Raw genomic sequence first — 17389 nt, 5'->3', positions numbered from 1 at the left:
TCCGACCGGCCGCCGCCGTACCGTCCTATCCGTGGAACATCTGGAAATCCGGCAGCTGCCGTTCACCGCGCCCGAGTCGATCGCGCTGGTCACCGACCTGCTGGTGGATCTGGGGGCGCGCTACAACAGCTCGGGCGACGACACCCCGATCGACGCGCACGAGTTCGACCCGCCGCACGGCGCCTTTCTCGTGGCGTTTCTCGACGGCGCGCCGGTCGGCTGCGCGGGTTGGCGCAGCCACGGAGACGACGACGCCGAGCTCAAGCGGATGTACACGGCGCCGGCCGGGCGGCGCAAGGGCGTCGCGCGGGCCGTGCTGCGGGCGATCGAGGACTCCGCCCGGGCGGCCGGCCGCAAGCGGGTGATCCTGGAGACCGGCGACAAGCAGCCCGAGGCGATCGCGTTCTACGTGGCCAACGGCTACGAGCGGATCACCGACTTCGGCTACTACAAGGACGCGCCGGGGGTGCGCTCGTTCGGCCGTACGCTGTGAGACACGACAAGCCGCCGGGCCCTCGCGGGCCCGGCGGCTGATTCGTATGGGTCGCGCCTCAGGCGCGAGTGACCTTGCCCGCCTTGATGCACGAGGTGCAGACCTGCATCTTGCGGGTGTTGCCACCACCGGCCGGGGTGCGCACCGTCTGGATGTTGGGGTTCCAGCGGCGGTTGGTCCGCCGGTGCGAGTGGGAAACGTTGTGGCCGAAGCCCGGCCCCTTGCCACAGACGTCGCACACGCTAGCCACGGGTTACTCCTGGGATTGATTGCCTTGGGGGTTGCCGGTGGGTCGCGCCGACCAGGCAACCTGTCGAGAATACCTGACTGCGCACGCAGCCGCCGAATCGCCTCCCGCCACACCGCGCGGCACGGTTGACTGGAGGGCGAGGAGGACGCCATGAGGGTACTGCTGGCCGGCGCCACGGGCGCCATCGGGACGCCGCTGATACAGCGGTTGGTCGCCTACCACCACGAGGTCATCGGCATCACGCGGCTGTTGACGAACGCCCGGCGGCTCGAGGCGTTCGGGGCGAAACCGCTGGTCGCCGACGTGCTGGACCGCGAGGGCCTGCTCAAGGCCGTGTCCGGGCTGCAGGCGGACGCCGTGATCAACGAGTGCACCGCGCTGACCAGGCCCCCGCTGCGGTTCAGCGACATGGACCGGACCAACGAGCTGCGTACCACCGGAACGGCCAATCTGGTCGCGGCCGCCCAGGCCGTCGGCGCGAAGCGCTTCCTGACCCAGTCGATCATCTACGGGTACGGCTACGGCGATCACGGCGACCGGCCGCTGACCGAGGACGCGCCCTTCGCCCTGCCCGCCGAGGGCCCGCTCGAGCCGATCATGGACGCGCTGCGCGAGACCGAGGCGCTGGCGTCCGAGACGGCCGGGCTGGAGGGCGTGGCGCTGCGTTACGGATTGTTCTACGGGAGCGATCCGGGGACAAAACGGATGATCGACGCGGTACGCAAGCATCGCTTCCCGGTGATCAAGGGTGGCGGTGGCGAGCTGAGCCTGATCCACCTCGACGACGCGGCGGCGGCCACGGTGGCGGCGTTGGAGAAGGGGCCGGCGGGGAGCGCGTACAACATCGTCGACGGCGTCCCGGTGACCTGGGGCGACTTCCTCGACGAGATGGCCAGCCTGATCGACGCGAAGCGGCCGATGCGGGTGCCGGGGCCGGTGCTGAAGATGGCCGCGCCGTACGGCCACCTGTCGATGACGACGTCGATGCGGGTCTCCAACGACAAGGCCCGCCGGGAGCTCGGCTGGACGCCGGCGGTGGTCGACTACAAGCAGGGGCTGCGGCTGATCGCGACCGAGTAGGAGCGTCGGCGCCGGTCGGGATCGACGGAGTTGTCGGCCCCAACCGATAGGCTCGGACACGTGTTGGAGAGCCTCGACGCCCCGGCGCTGCGCCGCTGGTGCGCGGGCGCCTTGGCGGCGCTGCGCCGCCACCAGGGCGAGATCGACGAGCTCAACGTCTACCCGGTGCCCGACGGTGACACCGGCACCAACCTCGTGCTCACGCTGACCTCGGCCAACGAGGCGCTGACCTTCGACACGACCGCCGCCGACGGCGATGCCACCCCGGTGCTGCGGCTGATGGCGCGCGGCGCCCTGCTCGGCGCCCGCGGCAACTCCGGCGTGATCATCTCTCAGATCCTGCGCGGGCTGGCCGATGCCACCTCGGCCCTGCCCTCGGTCGACGGCCCGGGCCTGGCGCGTGGCCTGCGCGCCGGCGCGGAAGCCGCCTACGGCGCGGTCGCCAACCCGGTCGAGGGCACGGTCCTCACGGTCGCCGCGGCCGCCGCCACCGCCGCCGAAGAGGCGTGCGACCGGGCGTCCGCACGCGCCGACCAGAGCCGACCCCCGTCGAGCGCCGCCGGTCCTGCGGCGCCCTCGGGCACTGGCGCCGCCGGCGGCTCGGCGTCGCTGGGTGAGGTGGCGAAGGCCGCCGCCGGGGCGGCGGCGGAGGCGTTGGCGCGCACGCCGGAGCAGTTGCCGGCGCTGGCCCGGGCCGGTGTGGTCGACGCCGGCGGCCGCGGCCTCTGCGTGCTGCTCGATGCCCTGGTCGAGGTGGTCACCGGCGACCTGCCCGCCGAGCCTCGCCCGACCCCGTTCCGGCAGCGCGCCACGCGCCCGCTGGTCGCGGCCCGCGAGAGCGGCTCGACCGACTTCGACTACGAGGTGCAGTTCCTGCTCGACGCGGCCGAGCCCGCGGTCGAGAAGCTGCGCGCCCGGCTGGCCGAGCTCGGCGACTCGCTGGTGGTCGTCGGCACGGGCGAGGGCGACGACTCCACCTGGAACGTCCACGTGCACGTCAACGACGTCGGCGCCGCCCTCGAGGCCGGCGTCGAGGCCGGTCGGCCGCACCGCATCGCCGTCACCCGCTTCGACGACCAGCTCGCCGCCGACGGGCCCGACCGCGCCGTCGTGGTCGTCGCGGCCGGTGAGGGCATCGCCGACCTGTTCGCCGCCGAGGGCGCGGCCGTGGTCGCCGCCAACCCGTCCACCGGCGAGCTGCTCGCGGCGGTCACCGCGACCGGCGCGGCCCACGTGGTGGTGCTCCCCAACGACCCCAACACCCAGATCGTCGCGACCGCGGCGGCCCGGGAGGCGACCGCCGCGGTGCGGGTGGTGCCGACCCGCTCGCCGGTGCAGGCGCTGGCGGCCCTGGCCGTGCGCGACCCGGCCCGCGCGTTCGACGACGACGTCATCGCGATGGCGGAGGCGGCCGGCGCCTGCCGCTACGCGGAGGTCTGCTACGCCAGCCGCGACGCCCTGACCGTCGCCGGCCCGTGCCGCCGCGGCGACGTGCTGGCGCTCGTGGAGGGCGAGGTCCACCTGATCGGCGCCGACCTCACCGCCACCTGCCGCGACCTGCTCGACCGGCTGCTCGGCGGTGGCGGCGAGCTGGTCACGCTGCTCACCGGCGAAGACGCGCCGCCGGGCCTGACCGACGCGCTGCGCGCCCACGTCGCCGCGCGCTGGCCGTTCGTCGAGGTGCACACCTACGCCGGTGGCCACCCGCACTACCCGCTCCTGGTCGGTGTCGAATGACCACACTGGACGAACCACTCAAGAAGGTGCTCGGCGACAAGACCGCCAAGGCCCTCGACAAGCACCTCGACCTGCGTACGGTCGGCGATCTGGTCTATCACTTCCCCCGCCGCTACGACGAGCGGGGCGAGCACACCGACATCCGCACGCTGTCGGTCGGCGAAGACGTCACCGTGCTCGGCCAGGTGCGCCGGGCCACCACCCGGCCGATGCGGCAGCGCAGCGGCAAGCTGCTCGAGGTGCTGGTCGAGGACGGCACGGGCGGCGTACTCACGCTGACGTTCTTCAACCAGGCCTGGCGCGAACGCGACCTGCGGCCGGGCCGGTGGGGGCTGTTCGCGGGCAAGGTGACCGAGTTCCGCGGCAAGCGGCAGCTCAACGGCCCCGACTACGTGCTGCTCGGCGACGAGGGCGAGGCGTCCGAGGAGATCGAGGAGTTCGCCGGCGCGCTGATCCCGGTCTACCCGGCGGCGGGCGCGGTGCCGACCTGGACGATCGCCCGCTGCGTACGCGTCGTCCTCGACACCCTCGCCCCCGTCGACGACCCGCTGCCGGCGGCGGTCCGGGCGACCCGCAACCTGCTCCCGCTCGACGCCGCCCTGCGCGAGATCCACCGCCCCGGTTCCCGTGAAGACCTGGCGAAGGCCCGCCGGCGCCTCAAATGGGACGAGGCGTTCGCGGTGCAGCTGACGCTGGTGCAGCGCAAGCTGCGCGCCACCGCGCTGCCGGCCCGGCCCCGCCCGCCGGCCGCCGACGGGCTGCTGTCCATCTTCGACACCCGCCTGCCCTACGAGCTGACCGAGGGCCAGCGCCACGTCGGCGTCGAGATCGCCGCCGACCTCGCGACCGCCCACCCGATGCACCGCCTGCTCCAGGGCGAGGTCGGCTCCGGCAAGACGGTGTGCGCGCTGCGGGCCATGCTCCAGGTGGTCGACGCGGGGGGCCAAGCCGCGCTGCTGGCGCCGACCGAGGTGCTCGCCGCGCAGCACTACCGGGGCATCTCCGAGCTGCTGGGCCCGCTCGGCCGGGCCGGCGAGCTCGACGGCGACCCGGCCGGCACGCGCGTCGCCCTGGTCACCGGCTCGCTCGGCGCGGCCGCCCGGCGCGCGGCCGCGGCCGAGGTGGCCTCCGGCGGCGCGGGCATCGTGATCGGCACCCACGCGCTGCTCTACGAGGGCGTCGAGTTCAACGACCTCGGCCTGGTGGTCGTCGACGAACAGCACCGCTTCGGCGTCGAGCAGCGCGACGCCCTGCGGGCCAAGGCCGACCAACCGCCCCACACACTGGTGATGACCGCGACGCCGATCCCTCGCACGGTCGCCATGACCGTCTACGGCGACCTCGAGGTGTCGACGCTGTCGCAACTGCCCGGGGGCCGCTCGCCGATCGCCTCCCACGTGGTGCCCGCCGCCGAGAAACCGGCCTACCTCGAACGCGCCTGGCGCCGCCTGCGCGAGGAGGTCGCGGCGGGCCACCAGGCCTATGTGGTCTGTCCCCGCATCGGCGACGGCAACGCGGCCGACACCGACGAGCCGCCCCCCGACGACGACGGCACGGCCCGCCGCCCCCCGCTGGCCGTCACCGAGGTGGCGCCCCTGCTGGCCGAGGGCCCGCTGCACGGCCTGCGCATCGGCGTGCTGCACGGCCGCCTGCCGGCCGACGAGAAGGACACGGTCATGCGCACGTTCGCGGCCGGCGACCTCGACGTGCTGGTGGCCACGACGGTCGTCGAGGTCGGCGTCGACGTACCCAACGCCACGGTCATGATCGTGCTGGACGCGGACCGCTTCGGCGTCTCCCAACTGCACCAGCTACGCGGCCGCGTGGGCCGCGGCTCGGCCGCCGGCCTGTGCCTCCTGGTCAGCGAGGCGGCGGAAGGCTCCACGGCCCGCGAACGCCTCGACGCCGTAGCCTCCACGACCGACGGCTTCAAACTCGCGGAGCTCGACCTGGAACAACGCCGCGAGGGCGACGTACTCGGCGCCACCCAATCGGGCCGCCGCTCCCACCTGCGCCTGCTGTCGCTGCTGAAGGACGAGAAACTGATCGGCGAAGCCCGCCAGGAGGCTATCGACCTGGTCGCCGAGGATCCGGACCTGACCGGGTTTCCGCTGCTGGCCCAGTCGATCGGCCAGCTGGTCGACGAAGAGCGCGCCGAATATCTCGAGAAGGGCTGAGGAGCGGAGGGGGCGGGCCCGGGTCCGCCGTGGGCGCGACCGTCGCTCCCGCCGGGGACCGCTCGCTGACGCGTCGCTCGCCAGCTCCGCCGCCCGGCACCGTCAACCCGCCATCAGGTCCGCGCCAGCGCTCGACGACCGACCGCGTCGGTCCGCCCGGCGGAGGCCGCGGATCCGACACCGTGCAGCACCGCACTTTTGCGCGGCCACCCCACCCGTTCAGCCAACGAACGCGCGCAACCAACCGCAGGTGCGCGGCCACCGCACCGCGCCGCCAACGCACCAGGCGGCCAACACACCGCGCCCCCAACACACCGCGCCAATGAAATGCGGGCCGGTCTCCGCGGCCGTGCTCGCGATCATGTGTGCCTGATCGGGTTGGTGGACGGATGTGCGCATGATCGTGTGCACTGGGCCTGGTCGGCACGCCGCCACGTTTCTCGATCAGACGCAGTTGATCGAGCGAATGTCGGTCCTGGCCCCCGACGTGGTGCACCTGATCTCAAGTGCGCCGCGACCCAGATCCGGCGAGGTCCTCGACAACCCAGCCGCGGCCACTACCCGGACCGTTCCTAACCCGCCGGTGTAGTCAATGCCGAAGCCGCCGCCGACGTTGACGGGCACACCAACGCGCGCTGCCGGCGCTCCACGACGGAGGCCTCGGCGAGTCGGGCCGCCGGGGCAGGCGCAGGCGCGAGCCGGCGAAGTCGCGGAAGACGATGCGATGCGGGCAGCCGACGCTGACGTGGCCGGTCAACGCGGTCCGCAGCGTCACCGCCCCTCGGCGATCGCACGACCACCCGGCCGAGCGAGTGCCGGGCCGCCGTCGCTCATCGTGCCTGATCAAGCCCCGCGGCCTATGCTCCCGGGGCATGGACGAGTGCCTGATCTGTGCCAAGCATCGCGGAACCGGGCCCTTGCACAGTGCTCACGAGATCTGGCGGGACGATCTCGTGGTGGTCAGCCACCTGCCGCCACGCGACGCGCCCGTGTTGCTCGGGCATCTGTTCGTCGAGCCCTTGCGGCACGCGCCGCACATCGACGATCTGACCGATGTGGAGGCTGCCGCCGTCGGCAGCACGGTGCGCCGGGCCGCGATCGGCCTGCGGGCCGAGGTCGACCCCGAGCACGTCTTCTCCGCGATCATCGGCACCGCGGTGCCGCATTTCCACCAGCACGTCTACCCGCGCTACCGCGGCACGCCCGAGAGCATCGCGTGGCACGACAGCGCTGGTTGGGCGGAGGCGCCACGCGGCGGCGACACCGAGGTGGCCGCGCTGGCCGAGCGCCTCCGGCCCTACTTCACCGGCGTCTAGGCCTATCCGGTGGATCAGGGTGGTGCTCCGGCGAGGTCCAGGCGGCGTCCGGGCCCGCCGGGGCGCCGGCATGATCCACCGGATAGGCCTTAGGCACTCAGTGCAGGCCGCTGCCCCGGCGCAGCGCCGTGCGGATCAGGCGGTCGACCAGCTTCGGGTATTCCAGCCCGCTCGCGGCCCACATGCGCGGGAACATCGATGTAGCGGTGAAGCCCGGCATCGTGTTGATCTCGTTGAGCAGGATCTCGTCGTCGTCGGTGACGAAGAAGTCGACCCGGGCCAGGCCGGCGCAGTCGATCGCGTTGAAGGTGCGCACCGCGTAGTCGCGCACCGCCTGCGTCACCGACTCGGGCAGCCGCGCCGGGATGTCGTACTCACACTCGTCCCCGAGGTATTTCGCCTCGAAGTCGTAGAACTCGTGGCCCTCGCCGGTCACTCGGATCTCGGCCAGCAGGGACGCCTCGGCGCCGCCGCCGGCCTCGGCCTCGAGCACGCCGCACTCGACCTCGCGGCCCACGATCGCCGCCTCGACCAACACCTTCGGGTCGATCTGGCGGGCGGTGGCGACGGCCGCGTCGAGGTCGGCCCAGTCGGAGACCTTGGTGATGCCGTACGACGAGCCCGCGCGCGACGGCTTCACGAAAACGGGCAACCCGAGCCGCGACTTGTCGGCCTCGCTGAGCGACACCCCGTTGCGCAGCACCACGTAGGGCCCGACCGGGATGCCCTCGGCCGCCGCCAGCTTCTTGGTGAACTCCTTGTCCATCGCGGCCGCGCTGGCGAAGACGTTGGCACCCACATAGGGGATGTCGGCCATCTCCAGCAGGCCCTGGATCGTGCCGTCCTCGCCGTAGGCGCCGTGCAGCGCCGGGAAGACCACGTCGACGTCGCCGAGCGCGCTAAGGCCCGCGGACGGCTCGACCACCATCAGCCCGCGCGAAGTGGGGTCGCCGGGCAGCACGACGGCGGTGCCCGTGCCCGCGGTGACCTCCGGAAGCCGCGCGCCTTCGATCGCGAGCGCGCTGGGGTCACCGTCGGTGAGCACCCACTGACCTTCGCGGGTGATCCCGACGGGGATCACCTCGTACTGGTCGGGGTCCAGCACCCGCAGGATGCTCCCCGCGCTGACCGCCGAAATGGCGTGCTCGGTGCTGCGGCCGCCGAACACGACCGCGACGCGGATCTTCCTTGGCTTTGTCACGGACAGGACCCTACTCTGCCGTGGCCCGCCAAGCGGGCTGGTCCGGCGATCACGCTGCGTGCGCGCCGTTTTCCGCGACGCTCCACGGGGAACCTCCGGGCCCATGACGAAATGGGAGTACGCGCTGCTGGTCCGCCGGCGCATGGCGCGCGTCGACGCCGCCGGCTGGGAGGTCACCTTCCACTGGTACGGGCCGGACGGCTCGATGCTCGACGTCACGCCGTTCGGCGAAACGGCGCTGGAACACCTCAACCGGGCCGGCGACCAGCACTGGGAACTGGTCTCGGTCAGCGAGAACCCGAGCCTGGAGGGCACCAGCGAACTCCACCGCTACCACCTCAAACGCCCGGTCCCGGTGGCGGCGCCCCGCGCCCGCCTGGGCGGCGGTGGCGGCCGCGGCGTCCGCCGCCCACGCGAGTGAAACCAAGGAACGGCCCGTTGTTAACGCCAGCCGCGTGGCGCCCCCGCGGCCGGCGCCGGGCGCCTTACTTCGACGCGTCCAGGGCCGCCGTGATGTCGGCGACCAGGTCGGCCGCGTCCTCGATCCCGCACGACAGCCGGACGAAGCCCGGCGCCGTGTCGTCGCCCCACTGCTCCCGCCGGTCCGCGCTCGTGTGCACCCCGCCGAACGACGTGGCCGCCGCGACCAGCTGGGACGCCGCCAGGAACCGGGCCACGCGGTCCGCCGAGCCGAGGTCGAAGCCGACGATGCCCGGGATGCGCCGCATCTGCCGCGTCGCCACCTCGAACGCCGGGTCTTCCGCCCGACCGGGCCAGCGCAGCCCGGTCACGTCGCTTCGGCCGGCCAGTGCCGCGACCACCGCCGCCGCGTTGGCGGACTGCCGCTCCAGCCGGAGGTCGAGCGTGAACAGCGACCGATGGGCCAGCCACGCGTCGAACGCCCCGGGGATAGACCCCGTCAACGTCCGCCACCCGGTCAGTGACTCCAGCAACGGCGCGGACCGCGTTGCCACGTACCCCAGCAGCAGGTCGGAATGGCCCGTCAGCGCCTTGGTGCCCGACGCCAGCGAGATGTCGGCGCCGAGATCCAGCGGCCGCTGCCCCAGCGGTGTGGCCGCGGTGTTGTCGACCGCCAGCAGAGCCCCGGCCGCGCGGGCGCGCGCCGAGAGCGCGGCGACGTCGCACACGTCGAGGCCCGGGTTGGCCGGCGTCTCCAGCAGCACCAGCCGCACACCGGCGTAGTCCGGGTGCGGGCCGGCGGTCGGCGCGAAGACGGGCCGCACCCCCAGCTCCGCCAGCACCGAGGTGGCGAACCCGCGCACCGGGTAGTAGCCGTCGGCCGGCAGCACCACGGTGTCGCCCGGCCGCAGCACCGACAGCAGCACCGCCGTCACCGCCGCCTGGCCGCTGGCGAAGGCCAGCGCCGATCCGCCCTCCAGCGACCCGATCGCCGCCTCCAGCAGCCGCCGCGTGCGGTTGTCGGGCCGCCCGTAGCCGTTGGGCGACGCGGAGGGTCCGATCGCCGGGTCGAGGTGGTAGGGGGCCGCGAACACCGGCCCCGGTAGGAAGGGCTCGCCCGGAACCGCCGGCGGCAGTCCCGCGTGGACGGACCGCGTGCCGTCGCCGTACTCGATCACGTCATTCGGCCTTCGTCGTGCGGGTCATCAGGATCGTCAGCGCCTCGCGCGGGTCGGCGCCCTCGTGGCACACCCGCTCGACCTGCTCGGTGATCGGCATCTCGACGTCGACCTTGCGGGCCAGGTCGCGGATCGCGAGGCAGCTCTTCACACCCTCGGCGGTCTGCCCGACGGCGGCCTGCGCCTGCTCCAGCGTCTCGCCGCGGCCGAGCCGCTCGCCGAACGTGCGGTTGCGGGAGAACCGCGAGTGGCACGTGCCGACGAGGTCGCCCAACCCCGACAGGCCGGCGAAGGTCAGCGGGTCGGCGCCGAGCGCGACACCGAGCCGGGCGGTCTCGGCCAGCCCGCGGGTGATCAGCGTGGCCTTGATGTTGTCGCCGAGCCCCATCGCCTCGGCGATGCCGTAGGCCAGCGCGATCACGTTCTTGACCGCCCCGCCGAGCTCGGCCCCGACGACGTCGTCATTGGTGTACGGCCGCATGTAAGGCGTCGTGATCGCGTCCTGCACGAGCGTCGCGCGCCGCATGTCGATGCCGGCCACCACGGTCGCGGCCGGCTGCCCGACCGCGATCTCCGGGGCGAGGTTGGGGCCGGAGACGACGACGACCCGGTCGTCCGGCACCGCGGCCGCCTCGATCACCACCTCGCTCATCCGCTTGGTGGTGCCCAGCTCGATGCCCTTCATCAGCGACACCAGCGTGGCGTCGGAGTCCAGCGACGACCGCCACTCGGCCAGGTTTCCGCGCAGCGTCTGCGACGGCACGGCGAGGACCACGATCTCGGCGCCGGCCAGCGCGGTGCCGGCGTCGGCGGTGGCGGTGACCCGGTCCGGGAGGCGTACGTCCGGGAAGTAGTCGGGGTTGCACCGGGTCTCGCGGATGGCGGCGGCGACCGAGTCGCGGCGCGACCAGATCGTCACGTCCCGGCCGGCGTCGCCGAGCACCTTGGCGAACGCGGTGCCCCAGGACCCCGCGCCGAGCACAGCGACATGAGTCATGCCGGGTCACCGGCCGGCGTGTCGTCCACGGCGGGCCGGGCGGCGGGCGGGGCGGCCTTGCGCGGGGGCGACCAGAGCGGCGGCGGCTCGGCGACACCGCGCATCTCGGCCAGCATGTCGCGCAGGTGCAGCATGATCGCCTCGGTCATCGCGTCGAGCGTCTGCCGGCTCGGGGCGGCGCCGGCCCACGCGCTGAGGTCGATCGGGGCACCGGCGTGCACCCGCACCGGGATCCGGGCCTTCAGACCCACCTTGGACGTACGCGGGTCGAACAGCGCCTGCGGCCCGTCCATCACGACGGGGATCACCGGCGCGCCGGTGGTCAACGCCAACCGGGCGGCGCCGGTCTTGCCGCGCATCGGCCAGAGCTCGGGTTCCTTCGTCGTGGTGCCCTCGGGGTAGATGATGACGCTGCTGCCGTCCTTGACCGCCGTGACCAGCGTGTCCAGCGACCGGGCGGCGTCGACCGACCCGCGCTCGACCGGTATCTGCTGGCACCGCGAGATGATGTAGCCGATCACCGGCACCTTGAACACGCTGGCCTTGGCCAGGAAGCTCGGCCACCGGCCGGCGTCGTAGAGGTAGTGCCCGATGACCACCGGGTCGGCGTGCGACAGGTGGTTGGCCACGATGATCGCGCCGCCGGTGGCCGGGATGTGCTCCATCCCCGTCCAGGTGCGCTTGGTCCAGCCGGTCAGGACCGGCTTGACCAGCATGACCACCAGCCGTCGCCAGAACCCGAGCCTCCGCCGTGCCACCCTGCCTCCTCACCGCCGCAACCGCGCCCGACCGCGCGACCCGCAGCGAAATCATGCCTGCTCGGAGGCGGGCAGGGCCAGCCAGGACCGCCTGGCACCATGGGCGGGTGCGTGGGAACTGGGCGGTGGTGCTCGCGGTGAAGCCGCCCGCCACGGGCAAGAGCCGGCTCCGCGGAGCGCTGCGTGACGTTCCGCACGCGTCGCTGGCCCTGGCGCTGGCGCTGGACACGGCCGCCGCGGCGCTGGCCTCGACCGAGGTGGCCGTGGTGATCGCGGTCACCGGCGATCCGGGCGCCGCCGCCGCGCTGCGGAGGCTCGGCGTGCGCCTCGTGGCCGAGCCGGCCGGCGGTGGGCTCAACCCGGCCTTCCTCAGCGGCGCCGCGGCCGCCCCCGGCCGCCCCGTCGCCGCGCTCCAGGCCGACCTGCCGGCCCTCTCGGCGACCGAGCTGGGCGCGGCCCTGCGGGAGGCGACGGGCGAGATCCGGCGGTACGCCGCCGACGCGCCCGGCACCGGCACCGTGCTGTTGACCGCGCCGCCGGGCGTACCCCTGGATCCGCAGTTCGGTAATGGATCGGCGGCCGCCCACGCCGCGTCGGGCGCGAAGCCGCTCGACGGCGCCTGGCCCACCCTCCGCCGCGACGTGGACACCCCGGCCGACCTCGCGGCCGCGGCCGGCCTCGGTCTGGGCCCGCACACCGCCCGCCTGGTGGGCTACGGTGCTGGCATGCAGGGCACCGTCGCCACCTACGACCCGGCGAGCCGGTCCGGCACGCTGCTGCTCGACGACGGCACCGAGCTGGCCTACCCGGCGGCCGCGTTCGATGCCTCCGGCCTGCGCCTGCTCCGCCTCGGCCAGCGCGTGCGCATCGACCGTGACGAATCCGGCGCGGTGACCCGTCTCACCATCCCCACGCTCCCCTGAGCCGCCGCCAGTCGACTGAAGTGCATTTCACGTTCAGCTCGATCGGGTAATGATGATGGGGTGACACAGACACCACCCGGCCGACGCATGCCACGTCCGCGGGGGACCGATGGCCGGTTCCTCCCGACCGACGCTGCGCCCAGCGAACAGGCCGAGCTGGTGTCGACGGCGGCCGGCCCGACCGAGACCCGCAGCCCCCAGGCGCCGCGCGGCCGCAGCGCCCCGCCGGCCGGCCACGGCCCCGCCCCGGAGAACCCGGCCCCACCGACCGCCACCGACAACATCGACTCGCCACCGCCGCCCGACGACGTCCCGCCGATGGGCTCGGACCCCCTGCCGGAGGACCGCTTCCTCAACCGCGAGCTGTCGTGGCTCGACTTCAACGCCCGGGTGCTGGCCCTGGCCGAGGACCCGTCGACGCCGCTGCTGGAGCGGGCCAAGTTCCTCGCGATCTTCGCCAGCAACCTCGACGAGTTCTACATGGTGCGGGTCGCCGGCCTCAAGCGCCGCCTCCAGGCCGGCCTGCCGGTCCGCGGCGGCGACCAGATGCCGCTGCGCACCCAGCTCGAGCTCGTCGGCGAGAAGACCGCCGACCTGGTCGCCCGGCACGCCGCCTGCTTCGTCGACGAGGTGCTGCCCAAGCTGAGCGCCGAGGGCATCGAACTGCTGCAGTGGGACGACCTGGCCGACGACGAGCGCGAGCAGATGCGCAGCTACTTCCGCGACCACGTGTTCCCGGTGCTGACGCCGCTCGCGGTCGACCCCGCGCACCCGTTCCCGTACATCTCGAACCGGTCCTTGAGCCTCGCCGTGTCGGTCAAGGACCCCGACGGCGGTCAGGTGCTGTTCGCCCGCGTCAAGGTGCCCAACAACGTGCCCCGGTTCGTACGCGTCGGCCGCACCAACCGGTTCCTGCCGGTCGAGGAGCTCATCTCCACCCACCTGAGCCAGCTGTTCTCCGGTATGCAGGTGGTCGAGTGCCACCTGTTCCGGGTGACCCGCAACGCCGACGTCGAGGTCGACGAGGACCGCGACGAGGACCTGCTGCAGGCGCTCGAGCGTGAGCTGGCCCGGCGCCGGTTCGGCCCGCCGGTGCGCCTCGAGGTCGCGGCGTCCATCTCGGACCATGTGCTCGACCTGCTGGTCCGCGAGCTCGACATGGAGTCCAGCGACGTCCTGCGGGTCCGCGGCCTGCTCGACCTGTCGTCGCTGTGGCAGATCTACGGCGACGTCGACCGGCCCGACCTCAAGGACCGTCCGTTCGTGCCGGCAACCCACCCGCGGCTGGTCGAGGGCGAGGTGCCGCGCAGCGTGTTCTCGGTGCTGCGCGACGGCGACGTGCTGGTGCACCACCCCTACCACTCGTTCTCGACCAGCGTGCAGCGCTTCATCGAGCAGGCCGCGGCCGACCCCAACGTGCTGGCCATCAAGCAGACGCTCTACCGCACGAGCGGTGACTCGCCGATCGTCGACGCCCTCATCGACGCGGCCACGGCCGGCAAGCAGGTGGTGGTGCTGGTCGAGGTCAAGGCGCGGTTCGACGAGGTCGCCAACATCGGCTGGGCCAGGATGCTGGAACGCGCCGGCTGCCACGTGGTCTACGGGCTGGTGGGCCTCAAGACGCACTGCAAGACCGCGCTGGTGGTGCGCCAGGAGGGCAACCAGATCCGGCGCTACTGCCACATCGGCACGGGCAACTACCACCCCAAGACCGCCCGGCTGTACGAGGACTTCGGCATGCTGACGGCCGATCCCGAGGTGGGCGCCGACCTGACCGACCTGTTCAACGTGTTGACCGGCTACAGCCGGCAGACCGCGTACCGCCGGTTGCTGGTGGCCCCGCACGGCATCCGCAGCGGGCTGATCGAGCGGATCGACCGCGAGATCGACAAGGTCCGGCTGGGCGGCGAGGGCCTGGTGCAGATGAAGGCCAACGGGCTGGTCGACGAGGAGCTCGTGGACGCGCTCTACCGGGCGTCCCGGGCGGGCGTGCACGTCGACCTGATCATCCGCGGCATGTGCACGCTGCGACCGGGCGTGCCGGGGCTCTCCGACAACATCAGGGTGCGCTCGATTCTCGGCCGGTTCCTGGAGCACTCGCGGGTGTTCCGGTTCGGCGTCGACCCGGACGACCCCGACACCGAGTTCTGGATCGGCTCGGCCGACATGATGCACCGCAACCTCGACCGCCGGGTCGAGGCGCTGGTGCTGGTCACCGACCCGGTCGCCCGGGCCGAGCTCAACAGCGTGCTCACCGCCTCGATGAGCGCCGACACCGACGCGTTCGTGCTGCACGGCGACGGCAGCTGGACCCGCCGCACCTCCACTTTGGACAGGCCACTGGAACACGTGCAGAGCCGCCTGCTGCGCCGTATCGTCGGCACGCCGGGCTGATCTAGGCTTAGGCGATGTTGGAGGAGGAACGCAAGCTCGGGGCCGACGACGCGTTCCGGCTGCCGGATCTGGGCGACCGGGCTCCGGCGGGCGGCAGGGTGGTCGAAGCGCCGGCGGCCACGCTCACCGCTACCTACTACGACACGCCTGACCTGCGGCTGGCCCGGGCCGGTGTGTCGCTGCGGCACCGCAAGGGCGACGCCGCGCCGTGGACCGTCAAGCTGCCCGCCGCCGTGCCCGGGCTCCGGCACGAGATCTCCCGCAAGGGCCGCGCCGGCAACCCGCCGGCGGAGCTGGTCGCGCTGGTCACCGCCTGGTCGCGCGGCGCCGCGTTGGCGCCGGCGGCGAAGATCCGCACCGAGCGACGGGCCTATGAGGTACGCGACGCCGAGGGCACCGTGCTGGCCGAGGTCGCCGACGACGCCGTCACCGTGTTCGACGGCAAGGCGGTGCGGATGGCGTTCCGCGAGATCGAGGTCGAGCGCAAGGCGGGCGACCGCGGGCTGCTCGACACCGTGACCGCGGCGCTCACCGAGGCCGGTGCCGTCGAGGGCGAGTTCACCCCGAAACACGTGCGGGCGCTGGGCAAAGCGGCCGCGCTGCCGCCGGATCTCACGCCGCCGGGCGACCTCCCCGAGCAGCCGTCCGCCGCCGACGTGGTGGTGGCCGCCGTGCGCTCCGGCGTCGGCCGGATCCTGGCGCACGACCCGCTGGTGCGGCTCGGCCAGCCGCTCGACGACGGCGACACCGCGGTGCACCAGATGCGGGTGGGCTGCCGGCGGTTGCGCAGCGACCTGCGTACGTTCGCCGCCCTGCTCGACCGCGGCTGGGCCGACCGGCTCCGCGACGAGCTGCGCTGGATCGCCGGTGTGCTCGGCGCGGCCCGCGACGCCGAGGTGCTGCGCGAGCGGCTCGGCCACACCGCCAACGCCGACCCGCTCTGCCCGATCGACCCCGCCGCGGTGGCCCGCCTCGACGCGGCGCTGGACGCCCGTCAGCGCACCGCGCTGGCCGAGGTCGACGAGGCGTTGCGCAGCCCGCGCTACCACGCCCTGCTCGACCTGCTGGTCGACGCGGCGCGCGAGCCGCGGGTGACGGCGTCCGCCGACGCGCCCGCGCTGCGGCTGCTCCCCCGCATGGTGGCCAAGCCCTGGCGGCGGCTGGCCTACGGCGCCAAGGGCGTCGACGGCGCGGCCGACCTCGACCCGCTCGCGCCCGACGAGCGCTGGCACGCGGTGCGCATCAACGGCAAGCGGGCGAGGTACGCGGTGGACGCCGTCGCCTCCGTCATCGGCGGGCCGGCGGCCAAGCTGGCCAAGGCCCTCGGACGCGTGCAGAACCTGCTCGGTGAGCACCAGGACGCCGCCGTGGCGGCCGACACGTGGGTGGCGCTGGCCGCCGAGTCGCCCGGTGACACGGAGCTCGCGGCCGTCGCCGGCCGGCTGTTCGAGCGGGAGCGGGCCGCGATCCGGGCCGCCCGGGCCGCCTTCCCGGAGGCGTGGGCCGTGGCCGCGGAACCGACAAGGACGCGATGGCTACCCTGATCCGCGCCGCCGGCGGCGTGGTGTGGCGACCGGTTGGCGACGGCCTCGAGATCTGCCTCGTCCACCGGGAGCGCTACGACGACTGGTCGCTGCCGAAGGGCAAGCTGGAGTCCGGCGAGCACCCGCTGGCCGCCGCGGTGCGCGAGGTGGCCGAGGAGACCGGTGTGCACGCCGTGCCGCAGGTGCGCCTGGCCGGCGCCCGCTACACGGTGCGGGAGGGCTTCCCGAAGACCGTCGACTACTGGTCGATGCGCTACGTCAGCGAAGAGCCCGCCCTGGTGGCCGAGTCCGACGAGGTCAACGAGGTCCGCTGGCTGCCGGTCGACGACGCGCTGGCGCTGCTGACCTATTCACACGACACCCGCGTCGTACGCGACTTCGCCGTCCTGCCGGCGATCAACGCCGTCTGCGGGCTGGTCCGGCACGCCCACGCGGGCAAACGCGGCACCTGGTCCGGCCCCGACTCGGCCCGCCCGCTCGACAAGGAGGGGCGGGCGCGGGCCGGCGAGCTGGCCCGCCTGCTCGCCCTGCTGCGGCCGGCCCAGCTGGTGTCGGCGACGCCGCTGCGCTGCCGGCAGACGCTCGAGCCGCTGGCCGCGCTCGTCGACCTTCCCATCGCGGCGGACTCCGCCCTCGACGAGCCGGTGCCGGGCCAGAACGAGGACGAGCGGGTGCTGTCGACCGCGGGCCGGCTGGCCGAGCTGGCCGCGGCGGGAGTCGACTTCGTGGCCTGCAGCCAGGGCAAGGTCATGCCGGGCGCGCTGGCCCAGCTGGTCGACCACGGCGCCGCCGACGACTACCGCACCCCCAAGGGCGGCGGCTGGTTGCTCGCCTTCGCCGCGGACGGCACCGTCGCCGCGGACCGGCTCTGACCCCTGGGTCACCGTCTCTGACCCCTCCTCGTGGATCTCAGCCGGCTTC

At 73.6% G+C, this 17389-nt stretch carries 14 protein-coding genes and 2 pseudogenes; 11 read left to right on the top strand and 5 right to left on the bottom strand.

Features of this window, described 5'->3' with window-relative positions; all coding sequences use genetic code 11:
* Nucleotides 1-31 precede the first annotated feature (31 nt).
* Entirely contained in the window at nt 32-493 is a 462-nt protein-coding gene (locus O7635_RS16880; RefSeq protein ID WP_278081384.1) for a GNAT family N-acetyltransferase, read from the top strand.
* Nucleotides 494-551: 58 nt separating this feature from the next.
* Here O7635_RS16880 and rpmB read toward each other — a convergent pair whose 3' ends face one another.
* Nucleotides 552-743, bottom strand: coding sequence for a 50S ribosomal protein L28 (gene rpmB / locus O7635_RS16875; protein WP_089254979.1), 192 nt, complete (start codon nt 741-743; stop codon nt 552-554).
* Between the two features lie 150 nt (nt 744-893).
* On the opposite strand from rpmB, the gene O7635_RS16870 reads away from it, so the two are divergent.
* The 4 genes from O7635_RS16870 to O7635_RS16855 all read left to right on the top strand — a co-directional run bounded on the left by O7635_RS16870 (nt 894) and on the right by O7635_RS16855 (nt 7053).
* The gene (locus O7635_RS16870) at nt 894-1823 is read left to right on the top strand and encodes an NAD(P)-dependent oxidoreductase (RefSeq protein WP_278081383.1); all 930 of its coding nucleotides are present in this window, start codon (nt 894-896) and stop codon (nt 1821-1823) included.
* A gap of 60 nt (nt 1824-1883) precedes the next feature.
* Complete coding sequence (locus tag O7635_RS16865; protein WP_278081382.1) at nt 1884-3560, top strand: DAK2 domain-containing protein; 1677 nt, start codon at nt 1884-1886, stop codon at nt 3558-3560.
* Nucleotides 3557-5737 (top strand): ATP-dependent DNA helicase RecG, encoded by a 2181-nt coding sequence (gene recG / locus O7635_RS16860; RefSeq protein ID WP_278081381.1) that lies wholly within the window; start codon nt 3557-3559, stop codon nt 5735-5737. The genes O7635_RS16865 and recG overlap by 4 nt, the downstream gene beginning before the upstream one ends.
* Before the next feature lie 872 nt (nt 5738-6609).
* A complete protein-coding gene (locus O7635_RS16855; protein ID WP_278081380.1) occupies nt 6610-7053 on the top strand; it encodes an HIT family protein in 444 nt (147 codons plus the stop codon).
* Between the two features lie 97 nt (nt 7054-7150).
* On the opposite strand, the gene O7635_RS16850 is transcribed toward O7635_RS16855, so the two are convergent.
* On the bottom strand, nt 7151-8254 hold the full coding sequence (locus O7635_RS16850) for a D-alanine--D-alanine ligase family protein (protein WP_278081379.1): 1104 nt from the start codon (nt 8252-8254) through the stop codon (nt 7151-7153).
* A gap of 103 nt (nt 8255-8357) precedes the next feature.
* On the opposite strand from O7635_RS16850, the pseudogene O7635_RS16845 reads away from it, so the two are divergent.
* Nucleotides 8358-8606 (top strand): annotated as a pseudogene (locus O7635_RS16845) (hypothetical protein); the annotation flags it as partial.
* Nucleotides 8607-8739: 133 nt separating this feature from the next.
* Here the strand turns inward: O7635_RS16845 and O7635_RS16840 are convergent.
* The 3 genes from O7635_RS16840 to O7635_RS16830 are packed head-to-tail and all read right to left on the bottom strand — an operon-like array spanning nt 8740 to nt 11607.
* Nucleotides 8740-9852, bottom strand: coding sequence for a cystathionine gamma-lyase (locus O7635_RS16840; RefSeq protein WP_278081378.1), 1113 nt, complete (start codon nt 9850-9852; stop codon nt 8740-8742).
* 1 nt (nt 9853) lies between these two features.
* Complete coding sequence (locus O7635_RS16835) at nt 9854-10849, bottom strand: NAD(P)H-dependent glycerol-3-phosphate dehydrogenase (RefSeq protein ID WP_278081377.1); 996 nt, start codon at nt 10847-10849, stop codon at nt 9854-9856.
* Nucleotides 10846-11607 (bottom strand): lysophospholipid acyltransferase family protein, encoded by a 762-nt coding sequence (locus O7635_RS16830; protein WP_278081376.1) that lies wholly within the window; start codon nt 11605-11607, stop codon nt 10846-10848. Before O7635_RS16830 ends, O7635_RS16835 begins: the two co-directional genes overlap by 4 nt.
* Before the next feature lie 53 nt (nt 11608-11660).
* Between O7635_RS16830 and cofC the strand changes: the two are divergent.
* From cofC to O7635_RS16805, 5 genes and pseudogenes are all read left to right on the top strand, one after another.
* Nucleotides 11661-12293: pseudogene (gene cofC, locus O7635_RS16825) on the top strand (2-phospho-L-lactate guanylyltransferase); the annotation flags it as partial.
* A 39-nt stretch (nt 12294-12332) separates the two neighbouring features.
* Entirely contained in the window at nt 12333-12530 is a 198-nt protein-coding gene (locus O7635_RS16820) for a cold-shock protein (protein ID WP_278085500.1), read from the top strand.
* Between the two features lie 87 nt (nt 12531-12617).
* A complete protein-coding gene (locus tag O7635_RS16815) occupies nt 12618-14924 on the top strand; it encodes an RNA degradosome polyphosphate kinase (protein ID WP_347405285.1) in 2307 nt (768 codons plus the stop codon).
* A 14-nt stretch (nt 14925-14938) separates the two neighbouring features.
* Nucleotides 14939-16468: a CYTH and CHAD domain-containing protein gene (locus O7635_RS16810; protein WP_278081375.1), complete on the top strand. Its 1530-nt coding sequence runs from the start codon at nt 14939-14941 to the stop codon at nt 16466-16468.
* Nucleotides 16456-17340 (top strand): NUDIX domain-containing protein, encoded by an 885-nt coding sequence (locus O7635_RS16805; protein WP_278081374.1) that lies wholly within the window; start codon nt 16456-16458, stop codon nt 17338-17340. Before O7635_RS16810 ends, O7635_RS16805 begins: the two co-directional genes overlap by 13 nt.
* Nucleotides 17341-17389: the final 49 nt, after the last annotated feature.

Source organism: Asanoa sp. WMMD1127 (assembly GCF_029626225.1).
Lineage (GTDB): Bacteria > Actinomycetota > Actinomycetes > Mycobacteriales > Micromonosporaceae > Asanoa.
Note: the sequence above shows the minus strand (reverse complement) of the source record. Positions and strands in the feature narration are given on the sequence as shown.

What these genes read in the sequence shown, in the direction of transcription:
- O7635_RS16870 (WP_278081383.1), top strand. Translation starts at nt 894, where the DNA reads ATGAGGGTACTGCTGGCCGGCGCCACGGGCGCCATCGGGACGCCGCTG.
- recG (WP_278081381.1), top strand. Translation starts at nt 3,557, where the DNA reads ATGACCACACTGGACGAACCACTCAAGAAGGTGCTCGGCGACAAGACC.
- O7635_RS16855 (WP_278081380.1), top strand. Translation starts at nt 6,610, where the DNA reads ATGGACGAGTGCCTGATCTGTGCCAAGCATCGCGGAACCGGGCCCTTG.
- O7635_RS16835 (WP_278081377.1), bottom strand. Translation starts at nt 10,849, where the DNA reads ATGACTCATGTCGCTGTGCTCGGCGCGGGGTCCTGGGGCACCGCGTTC.
- O7635_RS16820 (WP_278085500.1), top strand. Translation starts at nt 12,333, where the DNA reads ATGCAGGGCACCGTCGCCACCTACGACCCGGCGAGCCGGTCCGGCACG.
- O7635_RS16815 (WP_347405285.1), top strand. Translation starts at nt 12,618, where the DNA reads ATGCCACGTCCGCGGGGGACCGATGGCCGGTTCCTCCCGACCGACGCT.
- O7635_RS16810 (WP_278081375.1), top strand. Translation starts at nt 14,939, where the DNA reads ATGTTGGAGGAGGAACGCAAGCTCGGGGCCGACGACGCGTTCCGGCTG.
- O7635_RS16805 (WP_278081374.1), top strand. Translation starts at nt 16,456, where the DNA reads ATGGCTACCCTGATCCGCGCCGCCGGCGGCGTGGTGTGGCGACCGGTT.